Raw genomic sequence first — 25,566 nt, forward strand, 5'->3', positions numbered from 1 at the left:
AAAGCAGATGGCGGAATAGCCCGATCGGTCGTACAGTATGCCGTGGTTGGATTGTGGCCATGGTGCAAGAGCGGCCAGTCCGGGTCGAGCGCAGGCTGTCGGCGATTTTGGCCGCCGACGTGGCCGGCTATTCGCGCCTTATGCACAACGACGAAGAGGCAACGCACGCCAGACTGACAACGCTCCTCGCGGGTAGCGTCGAGCCCGCAATTGCTGAACACGGTGGCCGGATCGTGAAAAATACCGGCGATGGGCTCCTGGCGGAGTTTCCGAGCGCGGTCGAAGCGGTTCGAGCTGCTGTACAGTTCCAGGCCCGCATCAAGGACCTTACAATCGATGACGTGGAAGATAACCGCATCGCTTTTCGCGTGGGCATCAATATCGGCGACGTGATCGTCGAACCACATGACATTTTTGGAGATGGCGTCAACATTGCGGCTCGGCTCGAGAGCATCGCAGAGCCCGGCGGCATCTGCATCTCGTCTTCTGCCTACGATCACGTCCAAGGCAAGGTCCGGGCTGAATTCGCCGATCTGGGCGAACAAAACCTCAAGAATATTGCGCGTCCGGTTCGGGTTTTCCGAGTCATAAACGGTGCAGTCCCACGAAAATCTACGCAATCACGCCCCGACAAGCCCTCGATTGCGGTGCTGCCCTTCCAGAATCTCAGTGCCGACCCCGAGCAGGAGTATTTGGCAGACGGCGTCGTGGAAGATATCACGATTGCGCTGTCGCTCTTCCGTTGGCTGTTTGTGATCGCGCGAAACTCAAGTTTCACCTACAAGGGCCGGACGCTCGATGTAAGGCAAGTCGGTCGCGAACTTGGAGTACGCTACGTCCTCGAAGGTAGCGTGCGCAAGGCGGGCAACCGCATTCGTATCGCGGGCCAACTGATCGACACCGAAACTAGGGCACATCTCTGGGCGGGCCGATTTGAGGGTGCGCTCGAAGATATGTTTGATCTCCAGGACCACGTCACCGAGAGCGTCGTGGGTGCGATCGCCCCCAAGCTGCAGCGTGAGGATATCAAGCGGGCCAACCGTAAACCAACGGAAAATTTGGCAGCCTATGACTACTACCTGCGCGGACTGGCCAGGCATCATCGGGGGTCGATGGAGACAAATCAAGAGGCTCTCCAGCTCTACTGCAAAGCGATCGAAGTCGATCCCAAGCTGGCTTGTGCTTACGGTATGGCAGCATGGTGCTACATTCAGCGAAAGGCGCGCGGTTGGATGATTGAACATGTACAGGAAAGCGCCGAAGCTACCAGGCTTGCCCGGAAAGCAGTGCATTTGGGTAACGACGACCCGGTTGCATTGTGTATGGGCAGCTATGCTCTTGCTTTCATAGCGCACGAGTTCGACACAGCCGCGGCGTTCATGGATCGGGGACTGACAGTCAATCCGAACTATGCGACAGGGTGGATACTTAGCGCGTGGTTGAGGGTATGGAGAGGCGAGCCTGACCTGGCACTTGAACACGCCGCGCATGCCTTGCGTCTAAGTCCGCTCGATCCCGGAAGCACGCACGGAGCCGCGGCTTATGCTCATTTTCTGTCAGGTGATTACGAAATGGCATCATCCTGTGCCGAATCGTCGATGCGCGACAATCCAGTTCTCCTGCTACCAGTATGCGTATATGCGGCAAGCAATGCGCTTGCTGCACGGCTTGAACCTGCACAGAAAGGCGTGGAACTGGCGCTGAAACACAATCCCGGTCTGCGCATTTCGAGCCTGAGAGACCTGGCAGCGTTCCGCCGAGATCAGGACTTCGCCATGTTTACCGACGGTTTGCGAAAAGCTGGACTTCCAGAGTGAATGTGAACGCGACTGAATAAGCCGAAATTCGAACCGGCGAGGCGTCTGTTCTGATGATTCCCAAATGCCCCTCCGACGAAAAATCCCGGCGGCGCCGGCCGCGGAGATTTTGGCTGGCCCTCGATGGCAGGCTTATTTCAGCACCAGCATCGTGAACGGATAGACGTAGGCCTGCAGCGTCACCAGGGCGTCGACGAGGCAGGCCAGCACGATTGAATGCAGGAAGACGTAGCGAAAGATCGAGCCATGACGCCGAGCGCGTAGGGATCGAGGCCGGTCACGACGCGAGGCAGCGAGGCGCGGATCGACATGCCGGCCGGCATGGTGAAGATGCCTGTCGTGATGATGTTCGCGGCGATCAGCGCAATGATGGCCGCGAGATGCGCCTTGACCTTGCCGCTGGCAATCAGCACCAACAGCGTGGCAACAGGCACGGCAGCGGCGATCGTCGACAATGCCGTGTTGCCAAGCGGATTATAGATTTGATCCCACATTGCAGGTCTCCCCACATTTGTTATTGGCGAGCCGGCTGGTGTTATTGGCGAGCCGGCTGGCGTGGGCAGCGGCCACGTGTTGAGCGATGGGTGGGGAATGGCCTTGCTTGGCGTGGTTTGGGCTGGGTTGGCGTCGCCAACACTCAAAACCTCGCGAAGTTCAATGGCCGCCGCCCCCTCGCCGTCCCAGCCATGCTAGGGTCTAGCCGAGGGCTGCGACAAGCCGTCGCAGGCAGCTCACTGCATAACCTTAGTGGTGGAGCCTGATTCCTCCATTTCTTCAGGGCCTTAAGCCCCATCCCGGAGACGGCAATCCTGTGAAAAACCTCCGCTCGACGCTCGCCGCCGTATGGCGCATCTCCGCGCCCTATTTCCGTTCCGAAGACAAATGGGCCGGCCGTGGCTTGCTGGCCGCGGTCATCGTGATCGAGCTTGCGATCGTCGGCATCAACGTCCTGATCAATCAATGGAATGCCCGCTTCTACAACGCGCTGCAGGATCGCAACTGGGACTCCTTCGTCAGCGAGATCATCTATTTCTGCGTCGTTGTCAGCATCTTTGTCGTGCTGGCGGTCTATCAGCTCTATCTCAATCAATGGCTGCAGATCCGCTGGCGGCGCTGGATGACCGCGCAATATCTCGGTGACTGGCTGCATCAGGCCAACCATTATCGGATGCAGCTTCAGGGCGACGCGGCCGACAACCCCGACCAGCGCATGACCGACGACGTCAAGCTGTTCGTCGATCGCACCCTCAACATTGGCCTGGGATTGCTGAACTCGATCGTTACGCTGGCATCCTTTGTCGGCATACTCTGGGCCCTTTCGAACGCCGCGCCGCTGCATCTATTTGGTCAGGACTTCGCGATCCCAGGCTACCTGGTCTGGGGCGCATTGGTCTATTCGGTGCTCGGCACCATCCTGACGCATCTGATCGGCTGGCCGCTGGTGGGCCTCGATTTCCGGCAGCAGCAATATGAAGCGGATTTTCGGTTCAACCTAGTGCGCGTGCGCGAAAATTCCGAGCAGATCGCGCTGCTGCATGGTGAGCAGGCCGAGCGTGAGCGCCTGCTCGTTCGCTTCGGACGCGTGGTGGAGAACTGGCTCGGCATCATGAGCCGGACCAAGAAGATTACGGCATTCACGGCGAGCTACAATCAGGCTTCAGTGGTCTTCCCCTACGTGCTGGTGGCACCGGCCTATTTCGCCGAGAAGATTCAGCTCGGCGGCATGATGCAAACCGCATCGGCGTTCTCCAACGTGCAGGGCGCGCTGTCGTTCTTCATCACCATCTATCGCCAGTTGGCCGAGTGGCAGGCCGTGGTCAACCGTCTCGACGGGTTCGAGGCTGGGATAGTGGCGGCGGACGAACTGGCAACCCGCAGCGAACGAATTCACGTCGTCAGGGCGGGCGAAGGCGCCATCGATCTGAAGCGGCTGACGCTGCGTCTGCCGAACGGAACGCCGCTGGTGAACGCGGACCGGTTCAGCTTGCGCAAAGGCGAGCGCACGCTGGTCACCGGCCCGTCCGGCTCCGGCAAATCCACGCTGTTCCGCGCCATCGCCGGCATCTGGCCGTTCGGCTCCGGCTCGATCGCCGTGCCCGCCGGGGCCACATTGATGATGCTGCCGCAGCGGCCGTATTTCCCGACCGGGACGCTACGGGCGGCGGTCGAATATCCGGCCAAGGAAGGCGCGTTCACGCCTGCACAGATCAGCCAGACACTCGAATTGGTCGGGCTGCCGAAGCTCGCGTCGCAACTCGATGAACACGGGCACTGGAATCGGACGCTTTCGCTCGGCGAGCAGCAGCGACTTGGATTGGCGCGGGCGCTGTTGCATGTGCCGCAATACCTGTTCCTCGACGAGGCGACGGCGTCGCTCGACGAACCTTCGAGGCGGCGCTGTATCGCCTGCTCGAGGCCAAATTGCCGGCGACCACGATCGTCTCGATCGGCCATCGTTCGACGCTCGATGTCTTCCATGATCGCAATGTCGTGCTTGCCCGAGCGGGAGATGGCTTCGCGCTTCAGGACAGCAAGAGCGCCGCGGCGTCGTAGCCGTAGCACGGATCATCCCTTCGCTACAGCCAGCGCCGCGGCCATGGCTGGCGGCGCACCCAGCGGTGCCAGAGATAGGAGAAGGCGGTCAACAGCAGCGCGCCGGCCAGCACCGGCGCGAGCAGGAATGTCCAGGGCAGATTGCCTGAGACCACCAGCAGCGGGGTTGATGCCTGCCGGCGGGTGAAAGGTCCCGGTGACGTACATCGCCAGAATCGAAAGGCCGACGGCAGCGGCCGCTGCCCAGGCCTGCGGTCCCGTCAGCTTCAGCACGATCAGGCCGACCAGTGCCGACACCACATGACCGCCGATCAGGGCGCGCGGCTGCGCCGGCGCCACGTCAGGCGATCCGATCACCAGCACGATCGAGGTGGCGAACGGAATCACCGCGAGCGGATAATGCGCGGCGAACGAAAACCACTCCATGACGCCGATGGCAATCGCGCCGCCGAGGCCTGCGACCGCGCCGGCCAGAACGTTGCGGTGATCGTTGCGGGAGATCGCCCGATACGCTGCGCACCGCCAACCCCGTTTCATCTGCGCTACCCAAAAGAAAAGGGGCGGCAGATCGCTCTGCCGCCCCCTCTTCCTCGACAGGAAGATCTTACTTCAGGTTGGTCATCGCGGTCAGGTCAGCCGAGAGCTTGACGATGCCGGCGGCACCGCACCAGTTCGAACCGACACCGGTCGGATTGATCGGAGTGACGAACGTACCCTGGTTGACGGCAAGGTTGCCGCGGGCCGAGAAGTCGCTGGTGAAGGCGTTGCAATCACCCTTCGACAGGTCGGTGTCGGAGTAACGGAAGTCGAGTGTGAACACCTTGTAGGTGAAGCCGATGCCGATGTTCCAGGTGTTGTAGTCGGCATAGTTGATGCCGTTCGGGAACGCAGCCACGCCATAGAAGGAGTCGGAGGTGCCCAGCCACTGGCGGCCGAACTCGCCCGACACGTACATGCCGATGCCGCTGGCGCCGAACCAGGTGCTCGGCGCGATCGCCTTGCCGACGATCGAGGCGTAGGTGCCTTCCGCGCCGCTGTTGAGGAAGCTCGGCGTATAATAGGCGTTGCCGCCCAGCGAGAAATTGTCGTTGAAGGTGTAGTTCACCTTGCCATAGACCTCGAAGAAGCTGAGGTCCTTCTTGATGACGTTGCCGTTGATCAGGGCATTCGTCTGGCATTCGAGGCTGAGCGGGACGCCGGCCGTGTCAGTTGCCGCACCGTAGTGGCAGGTGCCACCCGGATACATGTAGCCCCAAGCACCGACGTCGAAGGCGAAGGCACCCAATGTCGCGCGGACACCGCCGTAAGCGTCAACTTCAGCCGCGGCACGGTTGGGGAAGGAGATGCTCGCAGCGCCGAGGCCAACATAGAGCTGGACGTCCTTGGTGACGTTGAAGCGCGGCTCGAAATAGGCGTTGACTGAGGGCTTGTGATTGGACTGGGTGATTCCGCGGAAGATGTAGTCGTTGGTGATCCCGGCGCCGAAGGCGATATCCCAGGGATCGAACGCGACCGGCGGCGGCGCCTTGACGGCCTTCACCCGCATATCCGCAGCGAGAGCCGAACCGGACACCATTGCCAGCGCCGTTGCTAACAAAGCCACTTTCTTCATATCGATCCCCATCACCCTTCTTGACAGTCCGGCTCCGGCGCCCCCGGGCAAGCGATAACCAACTGCGGCCAAATGTCTTAACGTGGTCACAGAGTGGGCCGCGGCGTCATGGTCGTGAAGCAAAAAAGTCAAGCACGTGCCGCCTTTTTAGGCGTTTGGGCCATTTCCAGAAATGTTCTGGGCGTGTGTTGCATTCTCACAACAATTTCAGGGGTCCCCGGCTTGGCTGGCAGCGCTCGGAACCGAAAAAGGCGGCACCGGTGGCACACCGGAAACCAGCTCTCACGAATCAACCTCCCCGTGAAAATGCCGCTTCGGTCGCTTCACCAGTCCTTTCGGCAGCCCCAACGAAAAAGGCCGCAGCGGGTGGGACGCTGCGGCCTCTCAAAATATCCGGTCTCGGCGAGCGAGCTAGTGCTGATCGCCGCCGTTGGAGGAGCCCGATCCCCATGACGGGTTGGACGGCTCCGGAGAAGCCCAGCTCGGCGCAGGCGCCGGTTCGGGCTCCGTCATCGCCGGCTGCGGCTGGGGAGCGGCGGGCTTGGCAGCCGCCTTCCTTTTCTTGGCCGGGCTCTTCTTTGCAGCCTTTTTCGGTGCGGCGGCCTTTGACTTCTTGGCCGCCTTCTTGGCGGATTTCTTCGCCGACTTCTTGGCGCCCTTCTTCGCTGATTTCTTGGCAGCCTTCTTCGCCGACTTCTTGGCGGACTTCTTCTTCGCCGCTACGGCCTTTTTGGCCTTCTTGGCCTTCTTCGCCTTCTTACTCTTCTTCGCCATCGTGGTCCTCCTGTTGCGCTTGTCCATGCTGTCGAGCGCTTCGATAATCCGCAGGCTAGACCGGGGCGACACTTCGTCGAAGTGCCCTCCCGCTCCATCCTTGTCTGGGCATGATCTCCGGGCGAGACGCTTGGCGCGCCTGTCCCGAAGAAAACCGGATGCCGATCCGCTGTCGAGACGCGGAGCAGGCTTTCCGGATCATGCCCAAGGGCCGATCGATCAATTCAATCCTGGCCTGGGACCTCCCGTCGCCCAATCGAGAAGCTCAATCGTGTGCACCACAGGAACTGACGTACCGCCGGCAATTTGCACCATGCACCCAATATTGCCCGCAGCGATCATGTCCGGTTTGACTGTCGCAATGTTGGCGACCTTTCGATCGCGCAACCTGCTCGCAATGTCAGGCTGGAGAATGTTGTAGGTCCCCGCCGAACCGCAACACAAATGGCTCTCAGGCACATCTTTCACCACGAATCCATTCTTGGAAAGCAATTCTTTCGGAAGGCCTGTGATTTTCTGTCCATGCTGCAGCGAACAGGCCGAGTGATAGGCCACCGTTACGTCGCCTTTCTGGCTCGATGGCATGAGCGCGATGCCGGCGAGATACTCTGTGATATCCTTTGCCAGCGCAGAGATTTGCGCTGCGGGGCCAGCGAAATCGCCATCCTCGCGCAGCATGAAACCATAATCCTTGATGACCGTGCCGCAGCCCGACGCCGTGATCAGGATGGCGTCGAGGCCGCCTTGTTCCGCCTCCTTTTTCCACAGCGTGATGTTGACGCGGGCCCGCGCCAGCGCGTCGCCGTCCTGCCCGAGGTGATGGGTGAGCGCGCCGCAGCATTGCTCGTCCCTGACCAGCACGACCTCGATGCCGTGGCGCGTCAGGAGATTGATGGCGGCCTGGTTGATCCGTGGCGCCAGCACCTGCTGGGCACAGCCCTGCAATAGTGCTACCCGCCCGCGCTTCTCGCCCTGGGCCGGAAACACGCTGCCGCCCGAGGGGCCCGGCGGGGGAAGGCGTTTCGGCGCGAGCGCCAGCATCGCCTTGACCCGCCGCATCAGCCCGGGGGTCGCGGCTACCTTCGCCGGCAGCAGGGCCGCGAACGGGCGGGCGAGCCGCGCCATGATCATGCTGGCGCGAAACAGCTCTGGCCGCGGCAGCACCAGCGCCAGCACCGCGCGCAAGGCCCGCTCGGTCAACGGCCGCGAATAGTCGCGCTCGATCCGCACCCGCGCCTGATCGACCAGGTGCATGTAATGCACACCGGACGGACACGTCGTCATGCAAGCCAGGCAGGAAAGGCAGCGGTCGATATGCTTGACCACCTCCGCCGTCGGCGGCTTGTCCTTTTCCAGCATCTCCTTGATCAGGTAGATGCGCCCGCGCGGGCTATCGAGCTCGTCGCCGAGCAGGACGTAGGTCGGACAGGTCGCGGTGCAGAAGCCGCAATGCACACAGGCCCGCAGGATCTTGTCGGCTTCGGCGATATCGGGATCGGCGAGTTGGGCCAGTGAGAATTCGGTTTTCATGACGCTGATACCCTCACCATTCGGCCGCGGTTGAGGATGATCTTCGGATCGAAGCTGTGGCGCACGCGCTCGCTCAGCGCGGCGACGCCTCCGGATTGCGGATGGAAGACGTCGACATTTCGCCTGGTCTCTTCGGACGCGCGGATGAGCGAGGCGTGGCCGCCGGCCGCCTCGACACGCTGACGCACCATCGCCGCTTGCGCGTCCGGCTTGGGCGGCAAGGCCGCCCAGATCAGGCCGCCGCCCCAATCATAGATCACGTCACCCCCGGTCTCGCGCGCCAGCGCCTGCCCGAGCGCGCCGCCGGATGCCGGCGGACAAACGATCCGCCACACCGGCCAGGCGCCGAGCGCGCCGCTTGCGGCGAAAGGTTCGACGTCGCGGATCGCGCTCCAGAGTGTCGCCGAGGCAGCGTCCTCAAGCATTTCCACTGACCCGAACGGCGCAAGCGTTTTGCCCAGCGAAGTGGCGCGATCCGCGACCGAAGCTGCGATGCCTTCGAGGCGCAATAGCGTGACCGCCCGCCCCTGAGAGGCAAAATCCGCAAGCGCGCCGGTCGCAGGGCGGAACGCCGAATTCGGCAGGTGCGCCGCGCCCGAGACGTCAAACGGCGAGCCGAGTGCTGTGGTCATCGCCCGGTTCGCGGCCACGTCGTCGAGGCCTGCGAGCACCAGCGTGCGCTCGCTCTCAGGCTTCGGCATCACCTTCAGCGTGACCTCGGTCATGACAGCGAGCGTGCCCCACGACCCCGTCAAGAGCTTGCAGAGATCGTAGCCGGTGACGTTCTTCACCACCCGTCCGCCGGTCTTGAAGCTGTCGCCGAAGCCGGACACCGCATGCGCGCCCAGCAGGTGATCGCGGGCGCCGCCGGCCTTGATGCGACGCGGGCCGGCGAGACCCGAGCCGATCATGCCGCCGATGGTACCGTTGCCGGATACGCCTGTCAGTGCCGACGTATCGATCGGCTCGAAGGCGAATTGCTGGTTCTTGGAATCGATCAGCGACTGCACGTCGGCGAGCGGGGCGCCGGCCTGCACCGTGATGATCAGCTCGTTCGGCTCATAGGCGCTGACGGCGTTCAGCGCCGACACATCGAGCACGGCATTGGTCGCCATCGGCTGGCCGATGCCGCGCTTGGTGCCATGGCCGACGATCTCAAGCGGCTGCTCGCCGGCGATCGCCGCCCGCACCACCTCCTCGACGTCCTTGGCGTCACGTACTTTCAGCGTGTCCACGGCGCACCTGATTTGCACGCGCTGAAACGCGCTCTTCGCATCTCCTCGTCAGCGCCCGGAGGGCGTGAGAGCCCCCTGGCCGCAGACGCGCTTTACCTCTCCCGCTTGCGGGGAGGCGTAGGCCACCTTCGGTGGTTGTCCTCTGAGACGCCGAGGCAAAGCCTCGGCTTTGGCGAAGCGCCGGGTGGGGGTTCTCTCCACTCGGGCAGTGTCGCCCGCGGAGACACCCCCACCCCGCCCCTCCCCGCAAGCGGGAGAGGGAGCGCACCTTATCCGTGGTCGCAATCAACTCCAATTTCATCATGCTTTTAAAATCTCGGGATGTCCGGAAACGCCAGTCTGCCGGCGTGCACGTGCATGCGGCCGAGTTCGGCGCAGCGATGCAGCGTCGGGAACACTTTTCCGGGGTTGAGCAGGCCCTGCGCGTCGAAGGCGCATTTCAGGCGCTGCTGCTGGTTGAGGTCTACTTCCGAAAACATCTCGCCCATCAAATCGCGCTTCTCGATGCCGACGCCATGCTCGCCGGTGAGCACGCCGCCGAATTCGACGCAGGCCCGCAGGATGTCGGCACCGAAGGCTTCCGCCCGCTCGATCTCGCCAGGCTTGTTGGCGTCGTAAAGGATCAAGGGATGCAGATTGCCGTCGCCGGCGTGAAACACATTGGCGACGCGCAGATCGTATTTCACCGAGAGGTCGCGGATGCGCGCGAGCGCCTTCGGCAGCGCGCCGCGCGGAATCGTGCCGTCCATGCAGAGATAGTCGGGCGATATCCGCCCCACCGCCGGAAACGCCGCCTTGCGGCCGGCCCAGAACAGATTGCGCTCGGCCTCCGACGTCGAAATCTGGCAACTCGTCGAGCCGCAACCTTGCGCGATCGCCTCGACCCGCTTGATCAACTCGTCGACTTCCACGCCCGGACCATCGAGCTCGATGATCAGAAGCGCCTCGACATCGAGCGGATAGCCGGCGTGAACAAAAGCCTCGGCGGCGTGGATCGCCGGCTTGTCCATCATCTCCATGCCGCCGGGAATGATGCCGGCGCCGATGATGTCAGCGACGCATTTGCCGGCGGCCTCGACCTCGGCGAAGCCGACCATCAGGGCGCGGGCCGTCTCCGGCTTCTGCAGGATCCGCACCGTGATCTCGGTGATGACGCCGAGCAGGCCCTCCGAGCCGGTGATGATGCCCATCAAATCGTAGCCGGAATTTTCGGCGGCCTTGCCGCCGATGCGCAGTATCTCGCCGGACATCAGCACGATCTCGCAGCCCAGCACGTTGTTGGTGGTCATGCCGTATTTCAGGCAATGCACGCCGCCGGAATTCTCCGCGACATTGCCGCCGATCGAGCAGGCGATCTGCGACGAGGGATCGGGCGCGTAATAGAAACCGGCATGCGCCACCGCCTGGCTGATGGCGAGGTTGGTGACGCCGGGTTCGGTGACCACCACGCGGTTGTCGAAATCAATCTCGCGGATGCGCTTGAACTTGCCCAAGCCCAGCAGCACGCCGTCCACGAGCGGCAGCGCGCCGCCTGACAGTGACGTGCCGGAGCCGCGCGGCACCACCTTGATGCCCTGTTCGAAGCAGTATTTGAGAACTCTGGATACCTGCTCCGTAGTATCGGGCAGCACCACGACCATCGGCGGCTGCCGGTAGGCGGTGAGACCATCGGACTCATAGGCCAGCATCTCGGCCGCACTGTCGATCACGCCCTCGCCGGGCACGATCGCGCGAAGAGCAGCGACGATGGCATCCCGGCGTTCCAGAACCGCCTGATCGGAAGCCGGCATCATGATGGCCATGCGAATCCTCCAGGCCCGGCGAATAACGATTTGTGGTGGTAAATCAAGCACGTCTGCCAAGGTTTGGGTAGGCTATCCGAAGGTTGGATTGCCACGCTTCAAACGATCAGTTCTCTCTGGGACAAGTCGGCAATGGTGAAACCTGTCAAAGTTTCGTGGCTTGTCCAATCCAAGCGGGCCTGCCACAAGAAATCCGCCTCTCTGGGAAGAAACGAAGAGCACCACATGAAAATATCGACTTTGAGCGCGCTGGTCGTCGTTACCTCATTGGCCGCGTCATCGGGCGCGCTGGCGCAGGACGTCGCCGCGGGCAAGACCTCGTTCAACAAATGCCTGGCCTGCCATGCGATCGGCGAGGGCGCCAAGAACAAGGTCGGCCCGGTACTGAACGGGCTCGATGGCCGCAAGTCCGGCACCATCGAGGGCTATTCCTATTCGGAAGCCAACAAGAATTCCGGCATCACCTGGGGCAAGGATGTGTTCCTCGAATACATCAAGGATCCCAAGGCGAAGATCCCGGCACCAAGATGATCTTCGCCGGCATCAAGAACGAGAAAGAAGCCGGCGACCTCTGGGCCTATGTCTCCTCGTTCGAAAAGGACGGGAAGCAGAAGTGAGAGCTTTGCTAGCGATTTGAGTCCAGCGTCTCGCGCCGTCTCACCCTCCCCTGGAGGGGGAGGGTCGGCTCACATGGAGCGCAGCGAAATGTGAGACGGGGTGGGGTGATCTCTCCACTCGGTAACTGTTGGCTGTGGAGAGACCGTCACCCCACCCCCGCCGCTGCGCGGCGACCCTCCCCCTCCAGGGGAGGGTGAAGTACAACGTCCTCCGGTCGGCCTTCCGCTTGTTCGCTTTGGCTGAGAAGCCCTGCTCTGATTGAGAGAGCTCCAACGCTCGCCCCGTCAAGCCAGCGTGTGCACGATCACCGGTCCGGCCGTCGCGGTGGCCGGTCCGGTCAGCAACGGCGCCAGGTCGTGCTCGATCCACGCCAGCGCGCGCTTGTTGGATTCCTCCGCGGCCGCATAGTTGTTGAACAGGCTGATCGCGATCACCGTATCGTCGGGCGCATAGACCACATAGTAGGCCATGAAGCCCTCGACGCCGCTGATGACGGGAATCGCGCCCTCCTTGATTCTGCGTGTCAGCTCTTCGGCCTTGCCGGGCTTGGCCTTGCCCTGACGAATGGCGGCGTACATGGGGGCTCTCCTCGAAGGTAAGCTGCCCGATATCGCAACTTTTAAGCTTCATCCCTCGCGGGACGAGCAGCGGAATCCCGCGCGCGTTGATCGTATCTCATCCAATGCCGTCAGGCCACGCGCACGCTCAAGGCGCCGCTGCGGCCGCCACACTCGGCGGCAATGCGCCGATCATCGCCTCGATTTCGGCGACGACGAGATCGGGAACCGCATTCTGAATCATGTGACCGACGCCCGGCAGCACGATCAATTTCGCGTTCGGGGCGGCGGCCGCGAACGGCCGTGAGTGGATATTGGTCGACACCGTCTTGTCGGCGTCGCCGGTGATGATGGTGACGGGCGCCTTGATCTCGCCGTAGCGCGGCGCCTGTTCGGCCACCGCCGCTTTCAGCGTCACCAGATCGCGCGCATTGGCAATGAATTCGCGCGGCCGCAGCAACAGCGGCGTGGCGGTGTTTTTGACAAAACCGTCCGGCATGGTCTGCGGCAGGAACACGCCCCGCGCGCCCGAATCCGCCAGCAGCATTCCGAGCGGCAGCGTGATGGTGTAGGCGAACAGCGGGCCGACCACCGGCGTGGCGATCAGTTTGTTGTAGCGCCCGACGCCGCCGGGCCAGGGATAGGCCACCGGCGCGAGCATCACCAAACCGGCGACAGAATGCGGGTAGTCCAGCGCGATACGCGCCCCCAACGCGCCGGCCCAGGAATGCACCACGAAGATCGCTCGGCCGACGCCGAGCTTGGTCAGCGCCTCCTCGATCATGCGGGCCTGAATTTGGGGCGTGGAGTCCTGAGCGCGGGCGCGGGTGCTCCAGCCATGCCCGGGACGGTCGATCAGGATCACGCGGTGCTTTCCCGCAAGCCGCTCCCCGACCGGCTGCCGCATCACTTCCAGATTGGAACTGGCGCCGTGGAGCATCACGACCGGCGGCCCTGCCGCATCGCGCGGGCCGATATCGAGGATATGCAGGGCTCCGCCCGCCACCTCGACCATCCGGCCCTGGGCCGGATGGGCCCGTTCGCTGAGAAAAACGCCGGCTTGCGTGGCCAGCGCCAGCACCGCCAGCGCCGCCACTAGAATCACCACTATCATCGAGCGTTTCCGGCCGATTTTCTGCACCAGCGAGCTACGGCCCGGATCAGCGCGGGTTTCGGAGACTGTCCACAGGGGGCCGAACCTGTGGATAGCGGGGTCATACTGACGTCATCGGCAAGTTTGTACAGTGTCGTTGCCACTTTTGCCATGTGTGCGCGTGCCTGATTGGGGGGTAGCCAGGCGCTTGCACTGTACCCAACATCCACAGGAACAGCGGCGCTCACTACAAATTGTTCCAGCGTATCATCGGAGGACTACCCATGATTTCCGACGCAAGCGAAGCCGCCATCGATCAGATCGTAGCGAGTTGCAATGGCGACATCCGCGGCGCACTCAAGGCGCTGCTGCGGGTCAACGAGCAGCTTGAGACGGAGTTGGCGCAAATCTACGCGGCGGTAGGCCTCGACGGTCTGGCCCGCGGCAGCAACGCCGTACACTAGGTCTTGTGAGAGGTCCTGTGAGCCGACGCGTTTTCCAAGGCGCAAAAGGGCTCAATAGCACTCTGGTTGGTGCTCGTTTTCCGGCGTCTCTGCGGGCGGCTCGTCGACCGCCAGCTAGCAGCAGTTGGCTTGCTCTGTCATGCAGTCAGCCAATAACAGCGCGCACGCGGCGCGACGTTCCTGCCTGCTGCAGCGGGAAATCAGGATTAAACCGCGAAAGTTCAGATATCGCGGCCTTCGACCTTTTCGGTCAGCGTCTTGACCAGTTCCGGCACCTTCTCGAGATGCGGATTGACGGCCAGCGCCTTGCGGAAGGCTTCCAGCGCGCGCTTTTCGTCGCCGATCTCCTGCATGATCATGCCGAGCCCGGCCAGCGCGCCGAAATGCCGGGGCTCGCGGATCAGCACCTGCCGAATGTCCTCGAGCGAACGGGTGTAGTCGTTCTTCAGGTAATACAGCGTGGCGCGACGATTCCATGCCTCGACATAGTCGGGACGCAGCTTGACGAGAGAATCCAGTAGTTTTAGCGCAACGTCGGTCTTCTGTGCATCCATCGCGGCCTTGGCGCGCAGCATCAACAGCGCAGCCGTGTCACTCGGCGTCTGCATCCACTGCGCCCAGATCCGCGCCTCGACGTGTTTGGCGCTGGCTTCATCGGGGGCAGCTTTCAGGGCACCGAACAGGAAGTCCAGCCCGCGGGTACGATCCGCACCAACCTTCGGAAGCTTGCTCGGCGCTTCCGGCAACTTCTTCTCGGATTTCGGTGGAGGAATGACCCTGGGGTCGTTCTGGGCAAACGCAGCGGCTGGCACGGCCGTCATGACAGCGGCGAGGACCACGATCCGGCAGTTACGGGCGCCTGGGAATCTCAAAACCATGAAGCAAGTCTAGACGCGCAAAATCGCGCCGCAAAGCAGCAGATCGTCAAAGACCCGTGAAGCGAAGAAAAAGCCGGCTGGGCCGCCAAGATTAACCTTGGCGGGCCTTGAAGCGGCGCTGCACCTTGTTGATCACGTAGACCCGGCCCTTGCGGCGGACCAGACGGTTGTTGCGGTGGCGGCCGCGCAGCGATTTCAAGGAGTTACGGACCTTCATGGGACAATCCTGATGCTTTGAAAGGCCGTGTTGGAGGCCCGAACCTGAGCTACCCGAAAGTGGCAAAATGGGATTAATCCCGAAAAGCGGCCAACCGCCCGGGACGGGGCGGTTTCTAAGCAGCGCAGGCTCGGATGTCAATCCAGATGCGCCGTTTTCGGGCCCATCTGTCCCGTTCCGGACCTAACGCGGGCAGATCGATGCCCGGCGTTCCGACCGGTACCGAATCGACTGGCCTCCCGAAGAACTCTCCGGATCACTGGCAGAACAGGTCGCGCGGGAACTCGACCAGGGCCTCGCCGGTCGCGACCTTTTCACCCGTCTGGTTCTTCACCACCACATCGATCATCACCCAACGGGATTTTTCGGTCACCTGCTTGGCCTTGATGATTCCGGTAGGCTGGATGGTGTCGCCCGGCCGGACCGGCTTGACCCATCGCGTCTCGAGCCGGCGGTGGATCGCGCCTGCAGGATAGGCCCAGTCGGTGATCATGCGCGAGATCAGGCCAAAATTGTTCATGCCGTGCATGATGATGCCGCCGAAATTGGTCTTGCCGAAACTGCCCTTCATGTACTCGTCGTCGAGATGCAGCGGGTTGTAGTCGAGCGAGGCGTCGCAAAACAGTCGGATGGATTCGCGGCTGACCGCGAAGGTGGGGCCGTCGATGGCATCGCCGGCTCTGAGCTTTTCGAACGTCGTGGTCATCGCAACCTCCCCGCTCACATCGGCCGAATCGTCCAGCCACGGCCGGAACAGATTACGTCGCCCTTCTGATTAAGGAACATGTTGTCGTGCACCACGAACAGCCGCTCGCGCTTGATGAACTTGTCGAGCGCGCGGGCCTGCAAGGTGATGACGTCGCCCGGCCTGGCCGGAATGTTGTAGCTCCAGGACTGCCCTGCATTGACGGTGCCCGGCGAGCGCATCCAGTCATCCGCCGGCGTGCATGAGAACATCAGGAGGATGTGGATCGAGGGCGGCGCGATCAACCCGCCGTAGCGCGTGGTCTTCGCATAGGCCTCGTCGAAATAGATCGGATGAGTTTCGCCGACCGATTTGCAGTACAGCTCGATCGCCTCTTTGGTCAGCGTGTAGGGGATGGTCTTGCGCGGCTCGCCGGGAACGATGTCGTCCCAGACCTTTCTCAAGTTGGCGTCTTTCCAGAAATCGGTCTCGAAGGCCTGCGTTTGGGCCATGCCGCGCTCCCTTATTTTCCGTCTTTTGTTTCTGCCGCCTTGCGGAATTCGTTATATAGTATAATCAATTTTCCAGACCCAAAAATCAAGCCGGTGGAAACCCTAAGATGACCAAGCTCAAGCTGCCCGATATCGAGAAAGTCGTCGCGATCGACATCCACACCCATGCGGAAGAACCCTGCGGGTTGCATGGCGACGACGGCTATGACGATTTTCAGGAGCGCATGGCCGAATACTTCAAATCGCCGCACAAGCATCCGCCGACCGTGCCGGAGACCGCGGCCTATTACCGCTCGAAGAACATCGCAGCCGTGATCTTCCCGGTCGATGCCGAGCGCGAGACCGGCTTTCGCCGCTACAACAATTACGAGATGCTGGAAGTCGCCTCCGACCATCTCGACGTTTTGATCCCGTTCGTCTCGATCGATCCGCACAAGGGCAAGTTAGGGGTGCGCGAGGCGCGCAAGCTGATCGAGGAATACGGCGTCCGCGGCTTCAAATTCCATCCGACCATGCAGGGCTTTTACGCCAACGACCGCATGGCCTATCCGCTTTACGAAGCCATCAACGACGGCGGCGCGATCGCATTGTTTCACACCGGGCAGACTGGCGTAGGTTCCGGCATGCCCGGCGGCATGGGGATGCGCCTAAAATATTCCAACCCGATGTACATGGACGATGTCGCGGCTGACTTCCCCGACCTCAAAATCATCCTCGCGCACCCCTCGTTCCCCTGGCAGGAAGAGGCGCTATCGGTCGCGACCCACAAGCCCAACGTCTATATCGACCTCTCCGGCTGGTCGCCGAAATATTTCCCGCCGATCCTGGTGCGCTACATCAACTCGATTCTGCAGGACAAAATGCTGTTCGGCTCGGACTGGCCGGTGATCACGCCAGACCGCTGGCTGGCGGATTTCGCCAAGCTCGAGATCCGCGAGGAGATCAGGCCCAAGGTGATGAAAGCCAACGCAAGGAAGATTTTGGGCATCTAAAGGAGTATGATCGGCGGCACACTTGCGAGGGGTTCCATGACGAGCTTCGCCAGAATTGCCGCCCTCCCCGCTGCGCTTGCCTTGGCGCGAGGCGGAAAAAGAGAAACGATCGTGACCATCAAAGCCGTTGTCTTCGACGCCTATGGCACGCTTTACGACGTCCAGTCGGTGGCTGACGTCACCGAGGACGCGTTTCCGGGCTATGGCGAAATCATCACCCAGGTCTGGCGCATCAAGCAGCTCGAATATACCTGGCTGCGCTCGCTGATGCAGCGCTATCAGGATTTCTCCGAGGTGACGCGCGACTCGCTCGCCTACACGCTTGCCAGCCTCGGGCTGCAGTATGACGACGAGACTTTCGCGCGCATCATCGATAGATATCTGCATCTCGATCTCTATCCGGATGCGCTTGCGGCATTGTCGGCAATGAAGGATCGCAAGCTCGCGATCCTGTCCAACGGCAGTCCTGATATGCTGGGCGCGCTGGTGCAGAACAGCGGGCTCGACCGGCTGCTCGATGCGGTCATCAGCGTCGACGCCAAGAAGATTTTCAAGCCAAGCCCCGAAGTCTACATGCTGATCGAGGAAGTGCTGCACGTGCCGCCTGCCGAGGTGCTGTTCATCTCCTCCAATCCCTGGGACGCCTGCGGCGCCAAGGCGTTCGGGCTTCACGTCGCCTGGATCGAGCGGGTGACGCCGGAAGCGATGGCGCTGGCCTGCCTCGAAAGCGAGACGCTGCCGCCCTTGACGATGTTCAAGATCTTGCGCACCCAGATGGATGAGCTGGGATTTGAGCCCGATCATCGCATCCATAGCCTCTCCGAACTGCCCGCACTGGTGTCCGCCCAAAGGTCCTGAAATGAGTCTTGAGTCCGTCCGCGCCTTCTTCGCAGAAAAGGCGCCCGATATCTCCGTGATCGAATCCCAGATGAGTTCGGCCACTGTCGCGCTAGCCGCCGAAGCCTATGGCGTCGAGCCGGCGCGGATCGCCAAGACGCTGTCCTTGCGGGTAGGCGACCGCGTGGTGCTGATCGTGGCGGCCGGAACGTCGCGGATGGACAACAAGAAGGTGAAGGCGCTGTTCGGGGGAAAGCCGAAAATGCTCGGTCTCGAGGAGGTCGCCGAGATCACCGGGCACGAGGTCGGCGGCGTCTGTCCGTTCGGGCTGAAGACGCCGCTGCCGGTCTATTGCGACGTGTCGCTGAAGGCGTTCGACATCGTAGTGCCCGCCGCAGGCTCAACCCACAGCGCGGTGAAGATCACGCCTGCGCGCATGGCCGAACTGACGTCGGCCGAATGGGTCGACGTCTGCGAACTCAGGCCTGCGTCGGAAGCGGCGGCCTAATCGTATTCCTCATAATAGGGCGGAGGCTGCATCGGCCGCGGCCGTACCGCCGGCGGCGGCCCTGGCTGCGGGGCGCGGGCACGTGGCGTGTTTTGCTGCAGCCCGCGTGACGGTGGCTGCTGCGCGTCGGCCTGCGATTCGAACACCGCGCGACAGTTACTTGAGAGCTGCGGCGTGTTGTGCCGCAGACATGCCACGATCCGGTTGACGTCCGGGATCTGGTCGCCGCAGAGCCGCCAGACGTCGGGCGTGCAGGCCATCTGCTGTTCCCAGGTTCCGCGATATTCCTGCGAGAAGGCGGGAACGGCAGCGCCAGTTCCGCCGCCGATCGCGAGGGCGAGTGCAAGGACGATCCGCTGCGTTTGCATGGACAGGTCCCCTTCCTTTTAATTTTCACAGGCGCGGAAGCTCCGCGCGGCGACGGCACTAAGCCTGTCGAATGAATGCGGCCACGCGACGTTAGTGCGAACAAAAAAATGTGAAGCGGGTTCCGCTACTCCACCTTGCCGATCTTCTTCACCGCCGCGACCAGCCGCGCGCTGTCCTCCGCGACGAATTTTGCAAATTCCGGCGCGTCCAGGTAGGCGACGGGGCTGCCGGCGGTCTCATAGGTCTTGACCACCTCGGGCGCCCTCGCGGCTTCCGCCATCGCTTCGCGCAGCCGCGTCATGATCGGCGCCGGCAATGCGCGTTGCGCAAATAGTCCCGCCCAGATGTAGAACTCGACATCCTTGTAACCGAGTTCCTTGAAGGTAGGCAGATCGGGGAAACTCTTGATGCGCTCGGCGCCCCAATTGGCGAGCACGCGCATCTTGCCGTCATCGACCTGCTGCTTCAGCGTGCCCGGCGCCGACGCCACCGCCTGCACGGTGCCGCTCAAGAGCGCGGTCAGGGCCGGCCCTGCGCCGCGGAACGGCACGTGCAGCAATTTGATGCCGGCGCTCGCGGCAAACATCTCCATCGCCACGTGCAGCGTGCCGTAGGGACCGGACGAGCCGTAGGGAATTTGCCCGGGACGTTTTTTGGCGTCGTCGACGAACTCCTGCAGCGTCTTCCACGGCGCGGACGCCGGCACCGCCAGCAGCGTCGGATCGGCGAGCACGCGCGCGATCGGCGCGAACTGCGATACTTCATATGCCACCGGGCGATCGAACAGACGGTCGGCTTCCGGCAGCACCGCAAGCGAGGACAGCGTCATCAACAGTGTGTGCCCGTCAGGCTCGGCACGCGCCGCCGCCGCGTTGCCGACCGATCCGCCACCGCCGCCGGCGCGGTTGTCGACGATCACGGGCTTTCCGAGGATCCGCTCCAGCGCCTGCGCGATCGGCCGCGCCGCGAGATCGGCCTGCCCGCCGGGCGGAAACGGCACGATCATGGTGATGTTGCGCGAGGGATATGGACCTTGCGCCAAGGCGGCGTTGGAGAGCACAGCTGGCGCGAGCGGCAGCACGGCAGCGGCCTTGAGAACTTGGCGGCGGTTCATGGGTAAGGCCTCCGGATTATTGTCGTTATTGGAGACAGCCTAGCCGATACAGAGCACGTCACGATAGTGCGTCTCGTCCCACCCGCCCCTATGGACCGCAAAATCTGCAATAGTGAGATTTAGGCCTCACCCGAACAGTCTTTCGGCTGAACCTCACAATGACAATCCAGCACCTCCGGCCCCAGGAAATCTATCGATTTCGGCTTTCGATCAATTCGTTGCAGAATGACCAAACCTTGGCACCTGCCGCGTAGGGTGCAAGAAGGATTTTAAGCGGCCAGAAGGTTGAATGCGGATGTCTCTTTGGCGCAACGATTCTGATCGGGGCGCCAATGCCGTCTCGCTGGCGAACAAGCTCTGCCGCCTGAAGGCCGCTAACCACAGCTCCCTCCAAACAGACTACATCAATATCATTCTTGCAAAAGTCTCCCGCGAGAAACAAATTCCGTATCTTTGTTTGAGATTCCGGTCTCCATTTCCAGCTTCCGACATCGTTTATGAAAAGCTCGCGACCAGAGTTCCTGTCCAACTCAAGAAGCTCTATCTCTATTTCATTCTGTTCAAACGGGACGAACCGACGGAACTCATGCAGTATGTGGTCCAGCGTTGTCATCGGATGATCGATTGAGAGCGTGGACGGTTGTTGGTTCCAGACTCTGTCAGCGGTGAAACCACTTGGTGCGGAAAGATTGCCCAGAGGCCGCGAATCCGATGCAACGATATTCAGGTAAGTATTCGTTGATCCGGTCCATAAGCTTGAGTTGCTTACAAAGCTCAGTTTGAAGTTCGAATTTAGCAGCACCACGGGTTCGGGAGGGAGGACTGCATGCATCGCTCCAAGCCGTTGCGAAAACCGTCGATTGAGGTGTAGGTGAATGGATGCCATCGGAACGCTGACAAGCTTCTCACATTCTCCCAGTTGAGGGTTGCGATTCAAGACAGCCGCAGAAAGCAATTTGGAGAGAGCTTCGTGCGGAATCGCCAAAATCAAAGGTCCCTCAATGTTGACTAATTCGAGCTCAGGCGCTTGTCCGCCAAGGAAGTCTCTGCGGACCTGTCTCCAAGTAAACTCGCTAAGACTCGGATCAAAGCCCTTGCACCTCTCAAAACACACGCCCGAGATGTTTCCGTCCTGATTCAACTGCAAGGTATGAGCTTGATAGTTGAAATTGATTTTCACACCCAGCGATTCAAGCTTTGACTTCAGGGGACCCAAGAATTTGTTGAACGAATCTCCGATGAGGGCCCAGTACAAAGGTGTCGGGCAATAGGCGCCATACTCTAGGAATGTCTGGAAGCTCTTCGCTGACGTCAGATAGCTGGCTATCGCGAACGTCTTGGCCAAGTATTCGTCGTACATTCCAACGCTGGCTTCAGTTGCATACGGCTTTGTGGCGGCGAACGCGTTTACGGAGATCAAGTCACGATATCGATCCTGCTTCATCGGCGTACCGAGTAAATCGATTACCGAATACATGTAGAGAAACATGTCGGGAACTGACAAAACGCCGGAAAGCAAGTTTTGCGGAATTGTACTTGGAGCGCCGAAGTTCACGAGCTCCGTCATCTTTGGAAAGTCCCCCGCTCGAAGGAATTTCACGCGCTCAAGCGGCATGAAGTCTTTTTCTCGCGCCGATAGCATCGGCTATATCGAAGAAGTTGTGATACCAGTTCAGAAACATATGGTAACTGTGTTCATGAAAGGATCCTGAGCCCTTCCACTCCACGGCTCTAAACTTTCCTCCCACAAAGCTATTACTTTCAAAGATGGTAACTTCGTAGCCCCGTTGCGCCAAATGCAGGGCTGCGGTCAAGCCGGCAATCCCGGCCCCTACAATGGTGACCTTTGGCATATCTCACCTTATAAAAGTTGGTTCACTGGATTTGACTAGTCGGCCTCGCGGCACCGGGACTCACGTACTGGCATTCCTTCAATAATGCGTGCGCTTGGATCAAATGTTCCGTGACGAATTCCGATCCGTCGAACTGATTGCACAGCGGCTCGAGCAGGACTTTGCATCCAACAAAGTTGCCTTCTTCAAGTAGCGGACGTGCCATGGAAACCGCTGCTAATAACTCCCACGTCTTTGCTCGTTGTTTTCTCGCGATCTGGAGAGCCCTCGATAGGCATTTCTTAGCCTCTTCTTTTCTCTGAAGAGATGCGAGCAAGACGCCCTTTACTCGGAACAGGTCTGAATAGGCAAATTTCTCTCCAGAACGCCTTGCATAGTTCAGGGCCCGTTCGACACAAGCCAACCCGTGCCCTGGAAGATCAATTTTGCCGTAAAGTTCTGCGACGATGCCGAGCATGGACGAAGTGCCCATGCGGTTGCCAGCTTGTCGATATTCTTCAAAAACGTCCTGGGTCTGCCTGAGCATTTCCTCCGTCGGATTCTCGATCGAAAGGGCCATCGCGCGAAAGTTCGCGGCGTTAGACTCCAGAAAGCCGAAGCCCTGCTCTTGGGCAATCGTAATCGCGCTCTCTGCAAACGAGCGCATCCTGCTGGCATTTCGGCCGAGACTGTGAAAGATGCAGCTAATGGTCAGCGCGTAAGTGTAATCGAAAGGACGGTCAATAGCACTCTGACGCTGTTCTTCATCCAACTTAACCGCAAGTCGGTGCTCGCCTACACACCAGTAGGACAGTGCAGCACCCCGCAGCGCCTGCAGGCGACGGTCCGTTCCAAACGTTTTCTGCAGCGCTTCACTAGCGTGCTGATGATGGTAGCGCAACGCCTCGTCCTTGTGAGCGATGGCGTCGATAAAGTTTCCGCCATAAAACTCGTATATCGCCAAGGCTGAATGAGCCACATGACGGAGGTCGTCGTCATCAGCAAGCTCGGCTAGGCCTAGAACGCGTTTGCCGCCATCTATCGATTTTTGTATCTCGCCTCGAAGGAGAAAGTACGTTGTTAATGCCCATTCCAAGGGCACTTCATCTTTCCTACTTCCCACCTGCTTTGCAAGAAAGAGTGCGCGCTCATACTGGTTCTTAACTGACTGATCGGCCCACCCTTTACCGAAGATGCAAACTCGACCTAGCGCGCTTCTGAAGCTCAGCTCTTGTGCGTCCCGCTCCCTAGAGGGCGGTAGAGATTCCAAGAGCCTGAGACCTCTATGTAAGTATGCGGTGGCCTCTTGCAATGCGGATCGATCGATAGCCGACCTTGCTGCAGCGAGAATGTAAGGGACGGCTGCCTGCATATGGTTTGCATTCTCGTAGTGAAGGCCGAGAACTCCGGGTTCTTGTTGGCAAGCGGACGGAAACTGTGATTCCAGTGCCTGCGCGCATTTCAAATGCAGTTGCTGCCGCTTTTGCCTCAAGATCATGGAATAAGCCGTCGCTTGTATGAGAGCGTGCTTAAACGAGTATTCTACGTCGGTTGCTTTTCCAACCAGATGAAGCAGTCGCTCTTGAAGCAACTCATCCAAGGATTTGTTGAGTTTCTGTTCTTCGATTCCAGTGACCGCCAGAAGCTGCCGATAAGAAAATCGTCGACCGATGACCGCGCAGACTTGGATCAACTCCTTTGCTTCGGCAGATGCGCGATCGATTCGTGCAAGCAGCGATTCTTGTAGGCTGGAAGGAATGTTGCTGCCGCTTGAGTCAAGATGTTCTAACGACAGAGTTGGTCCTGCTGATGGGCGGCTCCTAAGAACAGCAGCTGTAAGCTCCTCGATATAAAGAGGATTGCCATCTGAGCGCTCAACGAGCTTCAAAACCAGGTCATCCGCCAGCCATGTGTCGGATGCGAACGTACGGACAAACTGCGCGGCTTCTGATTTCGTCAATCGGTCTAGTATTACGTGCTCTGCGTTGGTCCATGGCACCGAGAAATCCGATCTTGATGTGCAGATTATCAAGATCGAATGCCTCGGGGCCTCGTCTATCAGCAGGTCTAGAAACTCTGCGGTTGTAGGATCCATCCAATGGAGATCCTCGAATACAATCAGAACAGGATTGCCCTCCGCAAGTGTAATGAAAAATTTGATTATGAATGCATTGAGCATCATTCTGCGCCGCTTAAGCCTTGCAGCAATAGGAATGTCTTGTGTGGCTCCGCCTTCCTTTGAAGCCCCCAAATGAGTGCCGAGCAACGTAATCACTTCAGAGTCCTGCGTGCCGTCGGCCTTAAACAGACACGCTAGCTTTCTCATAATATCTTCAGGCGTATCCTGGTCGGATAATCCCGCTAGCCGTGCGATCGACCTCATAACAGGATAGAGCGGGACATCTTTGTGCAGTGGCGAGCATTGAAATAGGACGCTTTCGTGCTCCGCCAGTGATGAATGTGCTTCGTCACACAGGCGGGACTTGCCAATGCCAGGCTCGCCGGTGAGTACGGCTACTCTGCCATGTCCTGCCTTTGCGTCTTCCCAAAGCCCTCGTATGAATTCGAGCTCTGAACGCCTGCCAATTAATGGTGTGAGCCCAGCCGCCCTCCGTACGTCGAAGTTCAACGGGAGGCCACGAGGGCCAATGACCCGATGCAGCTGGACAAGCGCATTAAAGCCTTTTAGTCGCCTTCTGCCTGCATCCACGCACACGAACTTGTGGCGAATAAGTCGGTGTGTTTCGGATGAAACGATTATCGCGTCGGGAGGGCTGGAGGTTTGCAGTCGTGCTGCAAGGCTGGGAAGCTCGCCGAATACTTCGTGAACCAACAGACTTGTTCGTCGAATGACGTTGGCGACCACAACATCGCCGGTTGCAATACCCACATGCACCTGGATAGGTGTCCTCGCCGGATTGGATATGGCTTTCACCGATTTGATGATTTCGAGGGCGGCCACAACAGCACGTTCCGCATCCTGCTCGTGAGACTCGGGCCAACCAAAATACGCGCTTATGCCATCGCCGAGGTCTTTTGCTATGCAGCCGCCGAATCGCTTCACGATGCTGCCGCAGATTTCGTGGAAAGAATTCAGTAGTCGCGCAAGATCCTCCGGATCCAATCGACGAGCAAGCGTAGTAGAATCAACGATATCAACGAAGAGAATGGTTACTATTCGGCGCTCAGCGGCCCTAAGTTGAGTGTCTTCATAGATCGAGGAGCCGGGCTCGTCCTGCGGCGTGATCGATCGGGGCGAGTCCTGTTGTGTCCGGACGAAGGCGAGCATTTGCTTCCGGTGCTCGCTGGGAATACCGATCGCTTCAAGATCAGTTTCAGTCAAGGAGCTTAGCTTATCGCAACTGATCCCATGATCCAGAAATACGCGCGAGTGCTGAACCAGCCCCAGTGTCGCAAGCCAAGCTCTGATGTCGCTCATCTCTCAACCCTCATTTTATCGGGAGAGAACGTTAACGTGTACCTCTACGCCATCGCTGAGTAATCAGTCCGCAAAGTCAGCATGTTGAGCTCGCATCCAAGTCAACGTTCAGAACATTATCTAAAGGC

The 25,566-nt window shown here is 60.3% G+C and carries 22 protein-coding genes and 3 pseudogenes; 7 read left to right on the forward strand and 18 right to left on the reverse strand.

The window, feature by feature from the left end; genetic code table 11:
- The first annotated feature begins 59 nt into the window (after positions 1 to 59).
- Complete coding sequence (locus tag ACFXS9_RS28635; protein ID WP_392694578.1) at positions 60 to 1,817, forward strand: adenylate/guanylate cyclase domain-containing protein; 1,758 nt, start codon at positions 60 to 62, stop codon at positions 1,815 to 1,817.
- Between the two features lie 263 nt (positions 1,818 to 2,080).
- Here the strand turns inward: ACFXS9_RS28635 and ACFXS9_RS28640 are convergent.
- A pseudogene (locus tag ACFXS9_RS28640) lies at positions 2,081 to 2,311 on the reverse strand (L-lactate permease); the annotation flags it as partial.
- A gap of 317 nt (positions 2,312 to 2,628) precedes the next feature.
- On the opposite strand from ACFXS9_RS28640, the pseudogene ACFXS9_RS28645 reads away from it, so the two are divergent.
- A pseudogene (locus tag ACFXS9_RS28645) lies at positions 2,629 to 4,370 on the forward strand (ABC transporter ATP-binding protein/permease).
- 12 nt (positions 4,371 to 4,382) lie between these two features.
- Here ACFXS9_RS28645 and ACFXS9_RS28650 read toward each other — a convergent pair.
- The 6 genes from ACFXS9_RS28650 to ACFXS9_RS28675 all read right to left on the reverse strand — a co-directional run bounded on the left by ACFXS9_RS28650 (position 4,383) and on the right by ACFXS9_RS28675 (position 11,323).
- The gene (locus ACFXS9_RS28650) at positions 4,383 to 4,907 is read right to left on the reverse strand and encodes an HPP family protein (protein WP_392694581.1); all 525 of its coding nucleotides are present in this window, start codon (positions 4,905 to 4,907) and stop codon (positions 4,383 to 4,385) included.
- A gap of 67 nt (positions 4,908 to 4,974) precedes the next feature.
- Entirely contained in the window at positions 4,975 to 5,982 is a 1,008-nt protein-coding gene (locus ACFXS9_RS28655) for a TorF family putative porin (protein ID WP_392694584.1), read from the reverse strand.
- Positions 5,983 to 6,393: 411 nt separating this feature from the next.
- Complete coding sequence (locus ACFXS9_RS28660; protein WP_392694587.1) at positions 6,394 to 6,756, reverse strand: histone; 363 nt, start codon at positions 6,754 to 6,756, stop codon at positions 6,394 to 6,396.
- 219 nt (positions 6,757 to 6,975) lie between these two features.
- A complete protein-coding gene (gene glcF / locus ACFXS9_RS28665; protein ID WP_392694589.1) occupies positions 6,976 to 8,286 on the reverse strand; it encodes a glycolate oxidase subunit GlcF in 1,311 nt (436 codons plus the stop codon).
- Positions 8,283 to 9,521, reverse strand: coding sequence for an FAD-binding protein (locus tag ACFXS9_RS28670; protein ID WP_392694591.1), 1,239 nt, complete (start codon positions 9,519 to 9,521; stop codon positions 8,283 to 8,285). The genes glcF and ACFXS9_RS28670 overlap by 4 nt, the downstream gene beginning before the upstream one ends.
- Positions 9,522 to 9,829: 308 nt before the next feature.
- Complete coding sequence (locus tag ACFXS9_RS28675) at positions 9,830 to 11,323, reverse strand: FAD-linked oxidase C-terminal domain-containing protein (RefSeq protein WP_392694594.1); 1,494 nt, start codon at positions 11,321 to 11,323, stop codon at positions 9,830 to 9,832.
- Between the two features lie 225 nt (positions 11,324 to 11,548).
- On the opposite strand from ACFXS9_RS28675, the pseudogene cycA reads away from it, so the two are divergent.
- Positions 11,549 to 11,940: pseudogene (cycA, locus tag ACFXS9_RS28680) on the forward strand (cytochrome c-550 CycA).
- Positions 11,941 to 12,225: 285 nt separating this feature from the next.
- Here the strand turns inward: cycA and ACFXS9_RS28685 are convergent.
- Both ACFXS9_RS28685 and ACFXS9_RS28690 read right to left on the reverse strand, forming a co-directional pair.
- The gene (locus tag ACFXS9_RS28685) at positions 12,226 to 12,519 is read right to left on the reverse strand and encodes an antibiotic biosynthesis monooxygenase (RefSeq protein WP_392694597.1); all 294 of its coding nucleotides are present in this window, start codon (positions 12,517 to 12,519) and stop codon (positions 12,226 to 12,228) included.
- A 127-nt stretch (positions 12,520 to 12,646) separates the two neighbouring features.
- Positions 12,647 to 13,612 carry an alpha/beta fold hydrolase gene (locus ACFXS9_RS28690; RefSeq protein ID WP_392694600.1) on the reverse strand — a complete coding sequence of 322 codons (966 nt, stop codon included), beginning with the start codon at positions 13,610 to 13,612 and terminating at the stop codon, positions 12,647 to 12,649.
- 263 nt (positions 13,613 to 13,875) lie between these two features.
- Between ACFXS9_RS28690 and ACFXS9_RS28695 the strand changes: the two genes are divergently transcribed.
- Entirely contained in the window at positions 13,876 to 14,055 is a 180-nt protein-coding gene (locus tag ACFXS9_RS28695) for a hypothetical protein (RefSeq protein WP_028351545.1), read from the forward strand.
- A 221-nt stretch (positions 14,056 to 14,276) separates the two neighbouring features.
- Here ACFXS9_RS28695 and ACFXS9_RS28700 read toward each other — a convergent pair whose 3' ends face one another.
- The 4 genes from ACFXS9_RS28700 to ACFXS9_RS28715 all read right to left on the reverse strand — a co-directional run bounded on the left by ACFXS9_RS28700 (position 14,277) and on the right by ACFXS9_RS28715 (position 16,347).
- Positions 14,277 to 14,876: a tetratricopeptide repeat protein gene (locus tag ACFXS9_RS28700; protein WP_392694604.1), complete on the reverse strand. Its 600-nt coding sequence runs from the start codon at positions 14,874 to 14,876 to the stop codon at positions 14,277 to 14,279.
- Positions 14,877 to 15,024: 148 nt separating this feature from the next.
- Positions 15,025 to 15,150: a type B 50S ribosomal protein L36 gene (gene ykgO, locus ACFXS9_RS28705; RefSeq protein WP_002718645.1), complete on the reverse strand. Its 126-nt coding sequence runs from the start codon at positions 15,148 to 15,150 to the stop codon at positions 15,025 to 15,027.
- Positions 15,151 to 15,406: 256 nt separating this feature from the next.
- Complete coding sequence (locus ACFXS9_RS28710) at positions 15,407 to 15,856, reverse strand: MaoC family dehydratase (RefSeq protein ID WP_392694606.1); 450 nt, start codon at positions 15,854 to 15,856, stop codon at positions 15,407 to 15,409.
- A gap of 14 nt (positions 15,857 to 15,870) precedes the next feature.
- The gene (locus ACFXS9_RS28715) at positions 15,871 to 16,347 is read right to left on the reverse strand and encodes a MaoC family dehydratase (protein ID WP_392694609.1); all 477 of its coding nucleotides are present in this window, start codon (positions 16,345 to 16,347) and stop codon (positions 15,871 to 15,873) included.
- A gap of 107 nt (positions 16,348 to 16,454) precedes the next feature.
- Here ACFXS9_RS28715 and ACFXS9_RS28720 point away from each other — a divergent pair, with 107 nt between their 5' ends.
- The 3 genes from ACFXS9_RS28720 to ACFXS9_RS28730 all read left to right on the forward strand — a co-directional run bounded on the left by ACFXS9_RS28720 (position 16,455) and on the right by ACFXS9_RS28730 (position 18,684).
- The gene (locus ACFXS9_RS28720; RefSeq protein ID WP_057841450.1) at positions 16,455 to 17,339 is read left to right on the forward strand and encodes an amidohydrolase family protein; all 885 of its coding nucleotides are present in this window, start codon (positions 16,455 to 16,457) and stop codon (positions 17,337 to 17,339) included.
- A 111-nt stretch (positions 17,340 to 17,450) separates the two neighbouring features.
- A complete protein-coding gene (locus ACFXS9_RS28725; protein ID WP_392694613.1) occupies positions 17,451 to 18,197 on the forward strand; it encodes a haloacid dehalogenase type II in 747 nt (248 codons plus the stop codon).
- Position 18,198: 1 nt separating this feature from the next.
- Entirely contained in the window at positions 18,199 to 18,684 is a 486-nt protein-coding gene (locus ACFXS9_RS28730) for a YbaK/EbsC family protein (RefSeq protein WP_392694615.1), read from the forward strand.
- On the opposite strand, the gene ACFXS9_RS28735 is transcribed toward ACFXS9_RS28730, so the two are convergent.
- The 5 genes from ACFXS9_RS28735 to ACFXS9_RS28755 form a co-directional block, all read right to left on the reverse strand.
- Positions 18,681 to 19,052, reverse strand: coding sequence for a hypothetical protein (locus ACFXS9_RS28735; protein ID WP_392694617.1), 372 nt, complete (start codon positions 19,050 to 19,052; stop codon positions 18,681 to 18,683). The two genes, ACFXS9_RS28730 and ACFXS9_RS28735, sit on opposite strands and share 4 nt — an antisense overlap.
- 125 nt (positions 19,053 to 19,177) lie before the next feature.
- Complete coding sequence (locus ACFXS9_RS28740; RefSeq protein WP_392694619.1) at positions 19,178 to 20,167, reverse strand: tripartite tricarboxylate transporter substrate binding protein; 990 nt, start codon at positions 20,165 to 20,167, stop codon at positions 19,178 to 19,180.
- Between the two features lie 190 nt (positions 20,168 to 20,357).
- Positions 20,358 to 21,734: an FAD-dependent oxidoreductase gene (locus ACFXS9_RS28745; protein ID WP_392694622.1), complete on the reverse strand. Its 1,377-nt coding sequence runs from the start codon at positions 21,732 to 21,734 to the stop codon at positions 20,358 to 20,360.
- A gap of 37 nt (positions 21,735 to 21,771) precedes the next feature.
- Positions 21,772 to 22,020 (reverse strand): oleate hydratase, encoded by a 249-nt coding sequence (locus tag ACFXS9_RS28750; RefSeq protein WP_392694625.1) that lies wholly within the window; start codon positions 22,018 to 22,020, stop codon positions 21,772 to 21,774.
- Between the two features lie 22 nt (positions 22,021 to 22,042).
- Positions 22,043 to 25,438 (reverse strand): ATP-binding protein, encoded by a 3,396-nt coding sequence (locus ACFXS9_RS28755; protein ID WP_392694628.1) that lies wholly within the window; start codon positions 25,436 to 25,438, stop codon positions 22,043 to 22,045.
- Positions 25,439 to 25,566 lie beyond the last annotated feature (128 nt).

This window comes from Bradyrhizobium sp. RDI18 (assembly GCF_043203335.1).
In the GTDB taxonomy this organism is placed as follows: Bacteria; Pseudomonadota; Alphaproteobacteria; order Rhizobiales; family Xanthobacteraceae; genus Bradyrhizobium; species Bradyrhizobium retamae.